General features: G+C 54.9%; 14 protein-coding genes. 3 read left to right on the top strand and 11 right to left on the bottom strand.

Annotated elements, in window-relative coordinates; genetic code table 11:
• Positions 1-15: 15 nt before the first annotated feature.
• Genes ACZ5FM_RS19375 through ACZ5FM_RS19360 form a run of 4 tightly spaced genes read right to left on the bottom strand, consistent with a single transcriptional unit; the run spans position 16 to position 3,012 of the window.
• Positions 16-777 carry an amino acid ABC transporter ATP-binding protein gene (locus ACZ5FM_RS19375; RefSeq protein ID WP_192489718.1) on the bottom strand — a complete coding sequence of 254 codons (762 nt, stop codon included), beginning with the start codon at positions 775-777 and terminating at the stop codon, positions 16-18.
• Positions 774-1,532 carry an amino acid ABC transporter permease gene (locus ACZ5FM_RS19370; RefSeq protein WP_192489719.1) on the bottom strand — a complete coding sequence of 253 codons (759 nt, stop codon included), beginning with the start codon at positions 1,530-1,532 and terminating at the stop codon, positions 774-776. Before ACZ5FM_RS19370 ends, ACZ5FM_RS19375 begins: the two co-directional genes overlap by 4 nt.
• Positions 1,529-2,236 (bottom strand): amino acid ABC transporter permease, encoded by a 708-nt coding sequence (locus ACZ5FM_RS19365; RefSeq protein WP_259148795.1) that lies wholly within the window; start codon positions 2,234-2,236, stop codon positions 1,529-1,531. Before ACZ5FM_RS19365 ends, ACZ5FM_RS19370 begins: the two co-directional genes overlap by 4 nt.
• On the bottom strand, positions 2,233-3,012 hold the full coding sequence (locus tag ACZ5FM_RS19360) for an SDR family oxidoreductase (RefSeq protein WP_464040975.1): 780 nt from the start codon (positions 3,010-3,012) through the stop codon (positions 2,233-2,235). Before ACZ5FM_RS19360 ends, ACZ5FM_RS19365 begins: the two co-directional genes overlap by 4 nt.
• 230 nt (positions 3,013-3,242) lie before the next feature.
• Here ACZ5FM_RS19360 and nac point away from each other — a divergent pair, with 230 nt between their 5' ends.
• Positions 3,243-4,148, top strand: a complete 906-nt coding sequence (gene nac, locus ACZ5FM_RS19355) for a nitrogen assimilation transcriptional regulator NAC (protein ID WP_192489722.1) — start codon at positions 3,243-3,245, stop codon at positions 4,146-4,148.
• 46 nt (positions 4,149-4,194) lie between these two features.
• Here nac and ACZ5FM_RS19350 read toward each other — a convergent pair whose 3' ends face one another.
• The 7 genes from ACZ5FM_RS19350 to ACZ5FM_RS19320 are packed head-to-tail and all read right to left on the bottom strand — an operon-like array spanning position 4,195 to position 10,178.
• Complete coding sequence (locus ACZ5FM_RS19350; protein WP_464040974.1) at positions 4,195-5,400, bottom strand: pyridoxal phosphate-dependent aminotransferase; 1,206 nt, start codon at positions 5,398-5,400, stop codon at positions 4,195-4,197.
• A 40-nt stretch (positions 5,401-5,440) separates the two neighbouring features.
• On the bottom strand, positions 5,441-6,208 hold the full coding sequence (locus ACZ5FM_RS19345; protein ID WP_250984516.1) for a 5-oxoprolinase subunit PxpA: 768 nt from the start codon (positions 6,206-6,208) through the stop codon (positions 5,441-5,443).
• 29 nt (positions 6,209-6,237) lie between these two features.
• A complete protein-coding gene (locus ACZ5FM_RS19340; protein ID WP_464040973.1) occupies positions 6,238-7,233 on the bottom strand; it encodes a 5-oxoprolinase subunit C family protein in 996 nt (331 codons plus the stop codon).
• Positions 7,230-7,937 (bottom strand): 5-oxoprolinase subunit PxpB, encoded by a 708-nt coding sequence (gene pxpB / locus ACZ5FM_RS19335; protein ID WP_464040972.1) that lies wholly within the window; start codon positions 7,935-7,937, stop codon positions 7,230-7,232. Before pxpB ends, ACZ5FM_RS19340 begins: the two co-directional genes overlap by 4 nt.
• Positions 7,934-8,362, bottom strand: a complete 429-nt coding sequence (locus ACZ5FM_RS19330) for an acetyl-CoA carboxylase (RefSeq protein WP_464040971.1) — start codon at positions 8,360-8,362, stop codon at positions 7,934-7,936. Before ACZ5FM_RS19330 ends, pxpB begins: the two co-directional genes overlap by 4 nt.
• The gene (gene accC, locus ACZ5FM_RS19325) at positions 8,359-9,741 is read right to left on the bottom strand and encodes an acetyl-CoA carboxylase biotin carboxylase subunit (protein WP_464040970.1); all 1,383 of its coding nucleotides are present in this window, start codon (positions 9,739-9,741) and stop codon (positions 8,359-8,361) included. The genes ACZ5FM_RS19330 and accC overlap by 4 nt, the downstream gene beginning before the upstream one ends.
• On the bottom strand, positions 9,741-10,178 hold the full coding sequence (locus ACZ5FM_RS19320; protein WP_464041058.1) for an acetyl-CoA carboxylase biotin carboxyl carrier protein: 438 nt from the start codon (positions 10,176-10,178) through the stop codon (positions 9,741-9,743). Before ACZ5FM_RS19320 ends, accC begins: the two co-directional genes overlap by 1 nt.
• A 489-nt stretch (positions 10,179-10,667) precedes the next feature.
• Here ACZ5FM_RS19320 and ACZ5FM_RS19315 point away from each other — a divergent pair, with 489 nt between their 5' ends.
• Both ACZ5FM_RS19315 and rbbA read left to right on the top strand, forming a co-directional pair.
• On the top strand, positions 10,668-11,738 hold the full coding sequence (locus ACZ5FM_RS19315; protein WP_464040969.1) for an HlyD family secretion protein: 1,071 nt from the start codon (positions 10,668-10,670) through the stop codon (positions 11,736-11,738).
• 10 nt (positions 11,739-11,748) lie between these two features.
• Positions 11,749-14,559 (top strand): ribosome-associated ATPase/putative transporter RbbA, encoded by a 2,811-nt coding sequence (gene rbbA, locus ACZ5FM_RS19310; protein WP_464040968.1) that lies wholly within the window; start codon positions 11,749-11,751, stop codon positions 14,557-14,559.
• The last annotated feature ends 2 nt before the right edge of the window (positions 14,560-14,561 follow it).

The following is a 14,561-nucleotide window of genomic DNA, read 5'->3' as shown; positions in this document are numbered from 1 at the left end:
TGATTTTGCTTGGTATCAGTGACGCAGATCGGACAGGAACCGCTGCGCGCGCGGATGGCGTGGTGTGGTGAAAAACTCTTCAGGCGTTGCCTTTTCGATAATTTCACCGGCATCGATGAACCAGATGCGGTCGGCAACTTCGCGGGCGAAGCCCATTTCATGCGTGACACACATCATGGTCATGCCTTCTGCGGCCAATCCCTTCATCACGGCCAGCACTTCGCCAACCATTTCAGGATCGAGCGCGCTTGTCGGTTCATCGAACAGCATGACCGGCGGCTCCATGGCCAGAGCGCGGGCAATCGCCACACGCTGCTGCTGACCGCCGGACAATTGAGCCGGGTAAGCGCCAGCCTTGTCGGCCAGACCAACTCGATCCAGAAGTTTCAAGGCCTTGTCGCGGGCTACATCAGGTGCAACGCCTTTGACGCGGATGGGCGAGATCGTCACATTTTCCAGCACCGACAGATGCGGAAACAAATTGAAGCTCTGGAAGACGAAACCAACCCGGCTACGCAGCAGGTTGAGTTCCTTCGTTTTTGTCGCCGCATGAATGTCCTGGCCATCCAGCGTGATCGAACCGCTGTTGATTTCCTCAAGACGATTAACGGTGCGGATCAGCGTCGACTTTCCGGAACCCGAGGGACCACAGATGACCACCACTTCGCCACGCGCCACCTCAGCGTCAACATTTTTCAGAACCTGATAGTCGCCATAGCTTTTGCAGACATTCGAGATACGGATCGTCTGCTCTTTCGATGATGATGTCGTGGTCATGGCTGCTCCGTTATGATTTTGGCCTGCGCCAGCGTTTCCGGTTGCGGGCGGGCAACCACACCCGCGCGGCGCTTGGCAATACGGCGCTCAACAGCATTGGCGAGATAGGTCAGGCTCCAGCAGATGGCGTAATAAACGATTGCCAGAATGAGGAAGACCTGGAAGGGCTGCGTCAGAAGCTGGTTGTTAACCTGACTTGCCGCGAAGGTAAGGTCCGGCACGTTAATGACATAACCAAGCGTCGTATCCTTAATCGTCGCAACGAAGGTCGAGATCATGCTCGGGATCATGTTATAGAGCGCCTGCGGCAGGATGATAAAACGCATGGCGCTGAGATAGCTGTGACCCAGCGCTCTTGCTGCATCCATCTGGCCTGCCCCCAGGGCAACAATACCAGCCCGGACAACTTCGCTAAGGAATGCGCCCTGATAGACAACGAGCGTCACCAGCATAATGGCGAAGCTTGGTACATCAGCTCCCGTCCACAACGGGATGAGGAAGTAAGTCCACAGGATCAGCATCAGCAACGGTACGCCGCGTGTGACGTAAACAAGCGCTGTGATCGGCCACCGCACCATGCGCCATTTGGACAGGCGTGCCATGGCCATCAGAATGCTGACCGGGAACGCAAAGGCAATAGCGAGTGCTGACAGAATAAGCGTGTTGGCAAGGCCACCAAGCGGACCATTCGGGTACTGACCGATCAACAAAAGCAGCCAGTAGTCTTGGATGATGGTGATCATATCTCCGATCATGCCCGTGCCCTCCATACAGGATCCAGACGCATCGACAGATAAGCTCCGGCAGCCATGATCAACAGCGAGAAGAAGAGATAAAGAACAGTTCCAACCAGATAGATTTCAAAGGTCTGGAAGCTGAGATTTTCAATTTCCTTGACCGCATGGGTCAATTCGGACGCACCGATAACCAGAGCAAGACTGCTGTTCTTGAACAGGGAAACGCTGTGGTTGATGAGCGGCGGCAATGCATTACGCACACCTTGCGGCATGATGATGAAGCGCATGGCCGACAGATAACCGTGCCCCAGTGCTTTTGCCGCCTCCATCTGCCCCGGACTGACCGAGCGCAAACCTGACCGCAAATCCTCACTGAAATAAGCGGCCTGACAAAGTCCAAGCCCTACCACGGCAAACACTGCTTCGGCGTTATGATCCGTCAGCCAGTTTGTCAGTCCCGACGGCAGCAACGTGAAGATACCGAAGTACCACAACATCAACTGTACCAGTGTCGGCACATTACGATGGTAGGAAACATACGCCGCAACAAGACGATCACCGAATTTGAACGGCGAAAAGCGGATGCACAACAGCACCAGCGCCAATGACATGGCCAGCGACCACGAGCCAAGGAAGATAGCAAATGTGATCTTGATGCCGTGGAGCAGCATCCCGATGTACTCCTGATTGCTCAGGACGGACATCAGATCAAAGCCGCTCACGGCTTTGGCTCCTTGGTGACATCAGACTGCGCGGCAGTTTGTGGCTTGGCAGTTTGAAGACCGCCCATCACCTGCAAGGTCGGAGTAATTTCCATGTGACCAATATTGACAGCAACCGGTGCTGCGATAGCAAAAGCTATCGCATCGGCGATGTCTTCGGCCTTTGGCAATTCAAAACCGTCGATAAAACGTTCACGCACGCTCGGGTCATTGCCGTGCACGTGATTGAAGATATCCGTCGCAACCCGGCCCGGGCAGATTTCCGTCACACGAACCCGCTTGCCAAATGCATCCAGCCGCAATTGGTTCGACAGCATGGCAACACCAGCCTTGACTGCGTGGTAAGTGGAGTTTCCTCCAAAGTTGTAATTGCCGGCAATCGACGAAATGTTGATGACGTGACCGCGATCGCGCTCCACCATGCCCGGAACGATCAGGCGGCAGATATGCAGAACCGCACGAAGGTTCACATCGACAAGAAGATCAATGTCGTCGGCATCAGCCTGCAGGAATTTTTTCGGCCTGTCGACACCGGCATTATTGACCAGAATATCGAACTGAACCTTCTCAGACAGAGTGGCAAGCGCTGCACGATCGGTAACATCGATAGCATGCCCTATACAGCCGGTACGTTTTGCAAGTTCATTCAACGCATCCGCACTACGGGCAACGGCATGAACTTCAATATTTTCGCGACGGAGCCGCTCTACAACTGCTGCGCCGATACCGGATGAAGCGCCGGTGACCAATGCGGTCTTGTAATCGGAGAATGGCATTCTGATCCCCTTTATTTGTTGCCATGAACATTAGCTAAGCTTTGGGCTCTTGCCTAAGACCGATTACTTTTGGAGTAATAAGGAACTTTTATGGAGGGCAGAAAACGGCTTTTCCGTACGGGATTGGCGAAAATCCACGACAGCGAATAACGAAATTCATACAAAGGCCTGCATTGCAAAACCTGCCCCAGCCTGTAATCTGCGCGCCACTCAAAACCATTTGAAAAAACATGGATATAAGACGTTTAAAATCGTTCATCGTCATTGTTGATAGCGGCAGCATCACGCGTGCGGCAGATATTCTGCATCTCGCACAGCCGGCCCTCAGCCAGCAGCTAGCAGCGCTTGAAGAACATTTTGGCCAGAAGTTGCTCATCCGTAGCCAGCAGGGTGTGACGATGACCGATGCCGGCCACGCTGTTTACCGTCACGCGCAGATCATTTTGCGCCAGATGGAACAGGCACAGGTGGATGCATCGGCGGCTGGAAACTCGATTGCCGGACGGGTTTCCGTCGGTCTCGTACCCTTCAGCAGTGCAGCAACTTTGTCGGTCGATCTCCTGGCCGAAACACGCAAACGTCATCCAGGCATTCTCATTCATCTGACCGAAAGCGTCGGACAGACCTATAGCCAGATGATCATGAACGGCCGCCTTGAGCTGGCCCTGATTCATGGTGTAGGACCGATCAAGGGGGTACGTTTCGAACCGCTGCTGAGTGAAGAGTTTTATCTGGTGGCGCACCGGGATTTTGCCATCGAGGCGGACTCAAAACCGGTGCCGATTGCCGCGCTGGACGGTATGCCGATGCTGATGCCGCCTGCGTACAATTTTGTACGCCGTGCTGTCGATACGGCCTTTACCCGAAGCCGCATCAACCTCAAGGTTGTCGCAGAGGTAGAGATTGTCAGAACTCTCGCACGTGCCGTTGCCAATGGCCTTGGCGCAACCATCATGCCGAAAGCGATCGCCGACCGTATCGTCTCAGAAACAAGCGAACCGCTGATCTGTCGTATCTTGTCTCCTCGTATCGAGGAAACCCTGTCCTTATGCACATCCGACCAGAACTCTTTGTCGGAACCGGCATTTGCCGTGAAGGACATTCTGGTCGAGCTGACCGAAAAGTTGAAACTGTAAGGTAGTTACCTGCCGGCCCGACATTCAGGCCGGCAGATCAAATTTATCAGCGCATATCCTTGCAGTACTGCGCGATACGGGCGCAACCTTCGTTCAACATTTCGACGCTAGTGGCATAGGAAATGCGGAAATACGGGCTCATACCATAGGCCGCGCCCTGAACGGTGGCAACGTGGTGTTCTTCCACCAGCCCCATGACAAAATCGACGTCACCTTCAATCTTGCGGCCACCCTTGGTGGTCTTGCCGATCAGCCCGGACATGTTCGGGTACAGGTAAAATGCACCTTCCGGCTTGTGGCAACGCAGACCCTCAATTTCAGCCAGCTTGCCCAGCACAAGATCGCGACGCTCGCGATAGATTGCAGCGCGTTCCTTCAACAGATCCTGCGGTCCATCCAATGCTGCAATGGCTGCGGCCTGCGTAACCGTGGCGATACCACCGCTATTTTGACCGTTCACATTGCTGATCGCCGCAATCAGTTCCTTTGAACCGCTGGCGCAATAACCGAGACGCCAGCCGGTCATCGCATAAGCTTTGGAAACGCCATTCATCGTCAGAACACGGTCATAGAGACGTGGTTCGACATCAGCAATCGTGCCGAATTCAAACCCATCATAAACGAGATGTTCGTAAATATCGTCGGTCAAGATCCAGACATCCGGATGACGCAACATCACCTCTGCAATTGCGGCCATTTCCGACCGTGAGCAGGCAGCACCGGTTGGATTGTTCGGGAAGTTCAACAGCAGCCATTTGGTACGCGGCGTGATTGCCGCTTCAAGATCTTCTGCACGCAGCTTGAAGCCGGTCTCTTCAACACAGGGAACAGGAATCGGCACACCGCCGGCAAACTTGACGATGTCGGCATAGCTCACCCATGACGGCGTTGGAATAACCACCTCATCACCCGGATTACAGGTCGCAAGCATGGCATTAAAAATAACCTGCTTGCCGCCGCCGGATACGATGATCTGGCTTGCATCATAGGTGAGGTTGTTGTCGCGCTTGAACTTTCTGGCGATAGCAGCCTTCAGCCCCGGTGTGCCATCCATAGGCGGATATTTTGTCTGGCCCCCAAGAGCAGCCTCATGGGCGGCCTCAATGGCATGGGCAGGTGTCGGAAAATCCGGTTCCCCAGACGACAGGCTGACAACCTTGATACCTTGCGCAGCCAGTTCTCTGGCACGCTGTGTCATGGCAGCAGAAGCGGATATGGAGACGTTTTTCAATCTGTCAGCGGTAGAAGGCATCGGAATGATCTTTCTGTGAGATGAAGGAGAAGGCCGATTGTTAAGACGCAAGTTCTGCGGCTGGCGCGAGGGTCGCACCTGAAGCAATGATTTCGCTGTGCACGATGCCGGCCAATTCCAGCGAACCCGGCGTATCGCTATGCACAAGAATTGACCGAGCCGGCATGGCAAGAATGGCGCCATCGATAGCCTCAACTGTCCCATCGGTCAGAAAACGGCGAACCCGGGCACGCACGGATGGTTCATCTTTGACCAACGCACCTGGAAGACCACGGGCAACAAGGTTACCCTTAGCGTCATAGGCACGGTCGGCCAGGAACAGGGCAAGGGTTTTCAAACCGGCCCGTTTGGCGGCTTTTTCAATTTCACTTTGCGGGGTTACAAAGACCACCAGCTTGGGATCAACAGCCGAAATGGCGTTCATCATCATGTCGGCAAGCACCGGATCACGATTGACCATGTTGCCCATCGCCGCATGGAAACTGAAGTGGCCAACCTCAACGCCTTCGCTCTTGGCAATCGCGATCAGTGCGCCCAGTTGGTAGAGCATCTGGTGGCGCAGTTCATCGGGTTGAAACGGCAATTCACGCCGGCCAAAACCGGCTCGATCTGGCAGACCCGGATGCGCACCAATACCAACGCCATTCTGCTTGGCCAAACGCACCATGCGCGCCATTGTATCGGGATCACCGCCGTGAAAACCGCAGGCAATGTTGGCGGACGACACCAGCTTCATCATGGCGTCATCGTCACACAAGCGGTAGGGGCCGAAACCTTCACCCATGTCGGAATTGAGATCGATTTTCATCAGTTCCTCCCTCTTGATCCGGTTGCTGCTCAGGCCATCGCCTTCAAAGCGCGCTTGACCATGTCTGCAGTCCGTTTGATGTCCTCTAGATAGGTTTTTACCGCTTGCTCAACCTGGCGTGCCTCTTCGTGGCTGGTCTGGACGAACCTGATCTTTCCGCCGGGATTTGCCTGTCCAAGCCGCCACAGATCAGCCTCGATCACACCGGCTATCTTCGGATAACCACCAGCGGTATTGGCATCGCTCATCTGAATAATCGGCTCCCCACCAGGCGGAACCTGTACAACGCCTGGAACCACACCGTGCGAGCGCATTTCTCTGGTCTCGGTCGGTTTGATGGGCTCGCCGGAAAGCCTGTAACCTGTGCGGTCACTGCGCGACGAGATACGCCAGGCCTGCCCCCAGAAGGCTTCACCATCATCGGCAAACAAATGATGTTCGCCAGCCGGAATAGCGCGAACCTGCAACACGCCCTCAACGATGTCAGGAAAGACATTGGCCAAAGCTTGTGATGGCTCCACCACCGCCAAGCCACTTGCAGGCAGTGGCAAAATATTCTCCTGCGTGCCAGTTTTCAGATGATCACCCTTCGCAAGCGGCCTTCCGTCATTGCCGCCGAAATTGCCGCGCAGTGCCGTGCTGCGTGATCCCATCAGCACCGGGACATCCAATCCGCCGGCAACAGCAACATAAGCGCGGGCGCGTTTAACCGGTTGTCGCAATTCCAGCACATCACCGCCCTTGGCCAGATGAGCGCACCATGGCAACACGTCTTTGCCATTCAGCAGGACCAGGCCATCTGCACCGGTTACCGCAAAAACCATCGGCGTAGAAACACGTAATTTGAACGGAAAGGTCTGCACTTCTATGACCGCCGCATCCGGCTCATTCCCGACAAGAATATTGCCGGTTTTTACAGCAAGCGGATCCATGGCGCCGCCAGCCGTGACACCAATATTACGAAAGCCCGGACGTCCGAGATCCTGAACGGTGTTGAAAGGGCCGGTTTCGAGGATTTCGATCATAGCTCTACCCTCGCTGGCACAAAACGGACAGTGTCGCCAGGCGCCAGAAGCGCCGGTGTCGCTAACGTTGGATCGAACATTTTCAAATCCGCATAGCCGATTGAGTTCCAGCCATTGGGACCGGTCAGCATGGCAACACCGGTCTGCATGCCACCAATTGTCACGCAACCCTTTTCCATCTTGATGGACGGCACCGTTTTGCGCGGCATGTAAATACGGCCATCAAGCCCGTGCAGGTACCCAAAGCCGGGCGCGCTACCGAGCGCAAAAACCCTGTATGTCGCTTCATGATGAATGCGTACAACCTCACGGTCACTTAAGCCGGAAAAGTCGCATAATGCGGCAAGATCCGTTGCGTATTCACCGCCGTAGTGAACCGGTATCTCAACCGTTTTTCCCGAGAGATCGATACTTGCGGCATTGTCCCATGCTTCCAGCAGACGGCCGACGACAGCATCGGGCTCCGCAGGCGTTTCCTTGAAAATGGTAAGAAGGTTGGTCATGCCGGGAATGACTTCCGCGACATCAGCCCATGCACTTACAGTTTGAGAAAGCGCCCAGATAAAGCGCTGTGCCGGCAAATCGAATTCACCCGGCGCTTCAAGCAGAAAGGAGCGTGAGCCGATGAAGGAAACATTTGCCCGACCTTTAACGACAGGCTGAATTTCATGGTGCGACGCGAGGATGCTTGATCTGGCAATCATGGTTGAGGCTCGAGTTCGAATAAAACATCACCGAAGCCAACCAGAGCATCCTGCTCGGTGAGCTGACGGGTTAACAAGCCAGTGCGGCCGGCAAGGACGGGCACGAGAATTTGGCCGATACGGATAAATCCAATCACATCGGACGCAACAACCGAGCGGGGGAATTGACCCGCCCCAGAGGCAAGAGACGGATGTGACACATGGAAATGCCCGGCAATCGGTGCCTTCACCGTCGTGCTGGATGTCGCACTCCTCGGCTTCAAAGCCACGGCAGACGAAGACGTTCTCACAGTCTCTGGCACGGAAATAACCAGCCGCAACTGCGCATTTGGCATGGAGATTTCCAAGCCTTCGACACCGGCGGCCGCCAACATCTCCGTCAGAGCCTCAAGAGAGGCGGGATCGGTGAAATCGAGCCTGCTCATGCCGCTCTCCATGCTTTCAGCCACTTTTCTAGATAATGAATGTCCGTTTCGCCTTGGGCAAAAGCCGCGTCTTCAAACAGGGCACGCAGCAAAGGCAGGTTGGTGGAAATGCCTTCAACGCGTGTCCCGGCAAGCGCGGTTCGCATCTTGGTGATGGCCTCAGCCCGCGTCGGCGCATGCACGATCAATTTGGCAATCAGGGAGTCGTAATACGGCGACACCCGGTAGCCGGGATAGATATGGGTATCGAGTCGGACTCCTTCGCCTTGCGGCCAGGCAATGTCCGTGACAGCCCCTGCCGATGGCAGGAATGTATCGGGATCTTCAGCGTTGATCCGGCACTCGAAAGAGTGTCCATCGCAGATAACATCACCCTGCTGAAGATCGAGTCGTATACCTTGCGCCGCCTTGATCTGGGCCTGCACGATGTCGATGCCACTGGTCATTTCAGTAACGGGATGCTCGACCTGCAAACGGGTATTCATTTCGATGAAGTAGAATTTTCCATCTTCATACAGAAATTCAAACGTGCCAACGCCGCGATAACCAATCTGCTGGCAGGCTTCCACGCACGCCAAACCAACAGGCTCAATGATATCGGCTGCAATACCCCGGGCCGGGGCTTCTTCGACCACTTTTTGATGGCGCCGTTGCATTGAACAATCGCGATGCCCAAGCCAAACCGCATTTCCATGGGTGTCGCAAAGCACCTGTATCTCAATATGACGGGGATGCTGGAGAAACTTCTCCATGTAGAGCGCAGGGTTGCCGAAGGCCTGTCTGGCCTCTTCACGCGTCAGGGTCATTGCTTCGATCAGCGCAGATGGTTCCTGAACCACCCGCATGCCACGCCCACCGCCGCCGCCTGCGGCCTTAATGATGACAGGATAACCAATGTCACGGGCAATCTGCTCAACCGTGGCATGGTCATCTGGAAGCGCCGTATCCGGCCCTGGCACACATGGCACACCCGCGGCAATCATCGCCTTCTTAGCGGTAATCTTGTCACCCATGGTGGCAATGGACCGTGCATCTGGACCGATAAAGGTCAGTCCGGCATCCTCTACGGCTGCCGAAAATGACGTGTTCTCGGACAGAAAACCGTAACCGGGATGAATGGCACCTGCACCGGTTAACCGGGCGGCCAGAAGAATGGCATCCTGATTGAGATAGCTTCTGCGCGCATTGGCGGGACCAACACAGACAAAATGATCTGCCGTTTCGCCATAGGAGGCTTGCCTGTCAGCCTCAGAGCAAATCGAAACTGTCTTCAGGCCAAGCTCGCGGCAGGCGCGCTGTATGCGCACAGCAATCTCACCACGATTGGCAATCAGCACCGTATCAAAGAGTGGATCAGCGCTGGCGAAATTCTCTGCCATCACGCAATCTCCGCCAGCAAATTGTTGGTTTCGACCTCTCCGCCATCAACATCCGTAACGAAGGTGATACGGCCAGCACAGGGCGCGGCGATCTTGTTGAATACTTTCATGGCCTCGATAATAAAAAGTGTCTGCCCCTCTTCCACCACATCGCCAATATTGACGAATGGCGGCTGGCCCGGTGCAGATGCACGGTGCAAAACACCGAAGATCGGTGCACGGACGGATGTGCCAGAACTGTTGCTGTCAGTGGGTGCCGTTTGCGTAGCCGGTAGAATAGCTTGAACGCCGTCAGTCGGTGTCGTGACCGTTGCAGCAGAGATTTCGTGGCCAGTTCGGAAAATTCGAACGGTGACGTCCCTTTCCGTTACCTTCAGTTCGGTAACGTTGGTTCGCCCGACAAAATCAATCAGCGCTTTTATCTTCGGCAGGTCCATGAGCACACTCGGCATTGTTCGAAGCCGCACTACGATCCCGCAAAGGCCGGACCATCGTCGACTGAACCAGACCTAGCACGATAGGTTGTTTGATGGGGTCAGAAGAACTTTTGATATAGCCCGGTTTGCTCCAGATTTCCCCAAACACTTTCACACGGAAAACCCGCATCAACGGCGCATAAACCTTGAATTTTTTAAAGAGATTTTCAGATCAACCTGATTGACCAGTTGCGTATCTTCAAATGCCGGCAAAGCCACAACACCACCGACCTGTCCAAACACCGCCATGTCGACACCACGAAGTTAAGCGGTCAATGCCTTTTGACTTTTTGCAATTTTCGAAAATGCGCCAAAGGCTTGGCCCTTTTTGAGATGTGAAAATTTATATTGCGTGGCGGCACCAAGCCGTTTGACATGGCTCTCAAGAGGGTGTTCATTTCCTCAACCCTTAATGCATAGTCACGAAAACCATAAATCGGATTAAGTGTAATGTTCAAAGCTGCAAGAGGTTGGGTTTGGGGCGTCATCGCCGTTATTGCCATCGGCGTCGGATATTACGCTTGGACCGTTCTGCGGGGTGATAATTTGCCCGCAGGTTTTGTCTCCAGCAATGGCCGTATAGAGGCCGTGGAGATTGACATCTCCACCAAAACAGCTGGCAGGCTCAAGGAGTTGATGGTTCGCGAAGGTGAATTCGTCAAGGCTGGCCAGCCACTTGCACAAATGGACACCGCCCAGCTGGAAGCCAGCAAACGACAGGCCGAAGCACAGCGGCGCCGCGCGGAGATATCGGTCGATACGGCCCATAGCCTCGTTGCCCAGCGTGAGGCAGAACGAAAATCTGCACTAGCCGTCATCGAACAGCGCAAAGCCCAGCTCGATTCCGCGGCTAAAACCAATGCCCGCTCGCGACAACTGTTGACCAACAATACCGTGTCACAGCAGGTCGTCGATGACAGCGAAGCGGCCGAGCAGGCTGCAAGGGCAACACTTGCTGCGGCAGAAGCGTCGCTTGCTGCCTCTGATGCAGCCATCAATGCTGCTAAGGCGCAAGTGGTGGATGCCGAAGCAGCTGTTGATGCGGCAAAGGCACAAATTGACAGTATCGAAACCGACATTGCCGACAGCACTTTGACGGCACCCCGCGACGGGCGAATTCAATACCGAATCGCACAGCCCGGCGAGGTTCTGTCTGCCGGTGGCCGTGTCTTGAACCTCGTGGACCTTGGCGACGTCTACATGACCTTCTTCCTACCAACGGCAGAAGCTGGCCGGACCTCAATTGGTTCAGACGTACGTCTCGTGCTGGACGCGGCTCCCCAGTTGACCATCCCTGCCCAGGTGTCCTTCGTTGCCGATGTGGCGCAGTTTACGCCCAAAACCGTTGAGACTAAAGAAGAACGTCAGAAACTGACGTTCCGGGTTCGCGCCCAAATACCGCAGGAATTGCTGCAAAAATACATCCAGTACGTCAAAACCGGCTTGCCGGGCATGGCGTATGTCCGGCTGGATGCGCAAGCAACATGGCCGCAAAATCTCGAACAGAATCTTGTAAAATAACGGCGCCGCGATGAACGAGGCTGACACAAACAACAGCACTGCCTCGAGTTCCGCCAAAAGCGGTCAGAACGCTGTGGTACGGCTTCAAAACGTCACTCTCGCCTACAAAAAAACGATTGCCCTGAGCGAGGTATCGCTGGATATCCCGTCAGGCTGCATGGTGGGACTGATCGGCCCTGACGGCGTTGGAAAATCCAGCCTTCTGTCACTCGTTTCCGGCGCACGGGCTGTTCAGAAGGGCAAGGTCGAAGTTCTCGATGGCGACATTTCCGATGCGAAACATCGCAATGCCACCTGCCCCCGCATTGCCTACATGCCGCAGGGACTGGGCAAAAACCTATACCCAACACTTTCTGTTTTCGAGAATGTCGATTTTTTTGGCCGCCTGTTCGGCCAGGACAAACAGGAGCGTGAAACCCGTATTCGCGAACTGCTTGATAGTACCGGTCTTGGCCCTTTTGCTGACCGGCCGGCAGCCAAGCTTTCCGGTGGTATGAAACAGAAACTCGGCCTTTGTTGCGCGCTGATCCACGATCCGGATTTGCTGATCCTCGATGAACCCACGACTGGTGTCGATCCGCTGTCACGGCGGCAGTTCTGGGAACTGATTGACGCGATCCGTGTCGGACGGCCGGGCATGAGCGTTATCGTCGCGACAGCCTATATGGAAGAAGCCGCAGGCTTCGATTGGCTTGTTGCCATGAACGCCGGCAAGGTTCTCGACACTGGCACACCTTCAGAACTGCTTGAACGCACAGGGGCCGCCAATCTTGATGCCGCCTTCATTGCCATGCTGCCAGAGACGGAACGCCGTAATCATGTCGATGTCGTTATTCCGCCTCGAGAAACCGGCGGCACGCAGGAATATGCCATCGAGGCCAGCCATCTGAGCATGCGCTTTGGCAGTTTTACCGCCGTGGACAATGTCAGTTTCCAGATTCCACGCGGCGAAATCTTCGGCTTTCTCGGCTCCAATGGCTGCGGCAAATCAACAACCATGAAAATGTTGACCGGCCTTCTGGCCGCCAGCGAAGGCGAGGCAAAGCTTTTCGGCAACAAGGTCGATGCGAGTGACATGGCGGTGCGCCGCCGTGTCGGTTACATGAGCCAGGCTTTTTCGCTCTACAGCGAATTGACCGTTCGCCAAAACCTTGATTTGCACGCTCGCCTGTTCGAACTGCCTGACGAAACCATTCCGACACGCATTGATGAAATGGCGCAACGGTTCACCTTGCAAGACGTGATGGATACGTTGCCGGACGGGCTGCCGCTTGGCATACGCCAGCGCCTGTCGCTGGCCGTTGCCATGATCCATTCACCAGATGTGCTGATCCTTGACGAACCCACCTCGGGTGTTGATCCAATCGCGCGTGATGCATTCTGGCAAATCCTTGCCGATCTCTCCCGCAAAGACAATGTAACGATCTTCATCTCCACGCATTTCATGAATGAAGCGGAGCGTTGCGACCGCATTTCATTAATGCATGCAGGCAAGGTGTTGATAAGCGACACGCCAGCCGCCATTGCCAAAAGCCGCAATTCTCCCACGCTGGAAGATGCATTCATCGCCTATCTGGAGGAAGCCTCGGGCATCACGGCTTCGGACAAGACCGATAAGGCAAAAACCTCTCAGACGGCTGATATAACCAAACTTGCCGCTGCCAGCCATCCGCAGGCGATGAGCAAGAAACGCTTCTTCGATATCAGGCGCATGTTCAGCTACACGCGGCGCGAAGCACTTGAACTTCAGCGCGATCCCATTCGTGCCACGCTTGCGGTGCTGGGCAGCGTCATCCTGATGTTTGTCATCGGTTACGGCATAAATATGGATGTCGAAGACCTGACATTCGCTGTACTAGACCGGGACGATACCACCATAAGCAGGGATTATGTCCTCGACATTGCCGGATCCCGCTACTTCATCGAAAAAGAGCCCATTCGCGATTATGCCGACATGGACAAGCGGATGCGTGATGGCGAGATAAGTCTGGCCATTGAAATTCCGCCGGGTTTCGGGCGCAAGGTGCAGCGTGGCGATGACGTCGAAATCGGCGCCTGGATCGACGGCGCCATGCCGCAACGGGCGGAAACTGTGAGCGGCTACGTCCAAGGCATGCATGCTGATTGGCTCACCCGAAAGGCAAGACAACTTTACGGCACGGAGGCAACCCGCGGCACATTTTCCATCGAGACACGCTTTCGCTACAACCCTGATGTCAAAAGTCTGGTTGCTATGGTGCCAGCAGTCATTCCGCTTCTGTTGATGCTCATCCCGGCCATGTTGGCAGCCCTCAGCGTGGTGCGAGAAAAGGAACTCGGATCCATCATCAACCTCTATGTGACCCCCGTCACACGGCTGGAATTCCTGTTCGGCAAACAGATCCCCTACGTTGTTCTAGGCGTGATGAATTTCCTGCTGCTGGTTGCCTTTGCGACGCTAGTCTTCCGCGTTCCCTTCACAGGCAGCTTTATTGCCTACGCGGCAGCGGCCCTTCTTTATGTGATCATTGCGACCTCGATCGGCATTTTCATGTCGACATTCATGTCTAGTCAGATCGCAGCAATCTTCGGAACTGCACTGCTGACACTTATTCCAGCCACGCAATATTCCGGTATGACCGACCCGGTCTCATCCCTTCAGGGTGCGGGTGCCTTCATCGGCGAAATTTACCCCACCACCTATTTTATGACCATCTCACGCGGCGCCTTTTCCAAGGCGCTTGATTTTGCAGGCCTTGCCGGTTCCTTCATTCCCCTGCTGATCGCCATACCAATCCTTGCGACACTCGGTGCCGTGCTTCTTAAAAAGCAGGAGAGCTGAGC

The organism is Agrobacterium sp. 5Ca50, from assembly GCF_055381905.1.
Note: the sequence above shows the minus strand (reverse complement) of the source record. Positions and strands in the feature narration are given on the sequence as shown.

Bases quoted from the DNA above. Each gene is read 5' to 3' on its own strand.
- ACZ5FM_RS19375 (WP_192489718.1), bottom strand. From the start codon at position 777: ATGACCACGACATCATCATCGAAAGAGCAGACGATCCGTATCTCGAAT.
- ACZ5FM_RS19370 (WP_192489719.1), bottom strand. From the start codon at position 1,532: ATGATCGGAGATATGATCACCATCATCCAAGACTACTGGCTGCTTTTG.
- ACZ5FM_RS19360 (WP_464040975.1), bottom strand. From the start codon at position 3,012: ATGCCATTCTCCGATTACAAGACCGCATTGGTCACCGGCGCTTCATCC.
- nac (WP_192489722.1), top strand. From the start codon at position 3,243: ATGGATATAAGACGTTTAAAATCGTTCATCGTCATTGTTGATAGCGGC.
- ACZ5FM_RS19350 (WP_464040974.1), bottom strand. From the start codon at position 5,400: ATGCCTTCTACCGCTGACAGATTGAAAAACGTCTCCATATCCGCTTCT.
- ACZ5FM_RS19345 (WP_250984516.1), bottom strand. From the start codon at position 6,208: ATGAAAATCGATCTCAATTCCGACATGGGTGAAGGTTTCGGCCCCTAC.
- ACZ5FM_RS19340 (WP_464040973.1), bottom strand. From the start codon at position 7,233: ATGATCGAAATCCTCGAAACCGGCCCTTTCAACACCGTTCAGGATCTC.
- pxpB (WP_464040972.1), bottom strand. From the start codon at position 7,937: ATGATTGCCAGATCAAGCATCCTCGCGTCGCACCATGAAATTCAGCCT.
- ACZ5FM_RS19330 (WP_464040971.1), bottom strand. From the start codon at position 8,362: ATGAGCAGGCTCGATTTCACCGATCCCGCCTCTCTTGAGGCTCTGACG.
- accC (WP_464040970.1), bottom strand. From the start codon at position 9,741: ATGGCAGAGAATTTCGCCAGCGCTGATCCACTCTTTGATACGGTGCTG.
- ACZ5FM_RS19320 (WP_464041058.1), bottom strand. From the start codon at position 10,178: ATGGACCTGCCGAAGATAAAAGCGCTGATTGATTTTGTCGGGCGAACC.
- ACZ5FM_RS19315 (WP_464040969.1), top strand. From the start codon at position 10,668: ATGTTCAAAGCTGCAAGAGGTTGGGTTTGGGGCGTCATCGCCGTTATT.
- rbbA (WP_464040968.1), top strand. From the start codon at position 11,749: ATGAACGAGGCTGACACAAACAACAGCACTGCCTCGAGTTCCGCCAAA.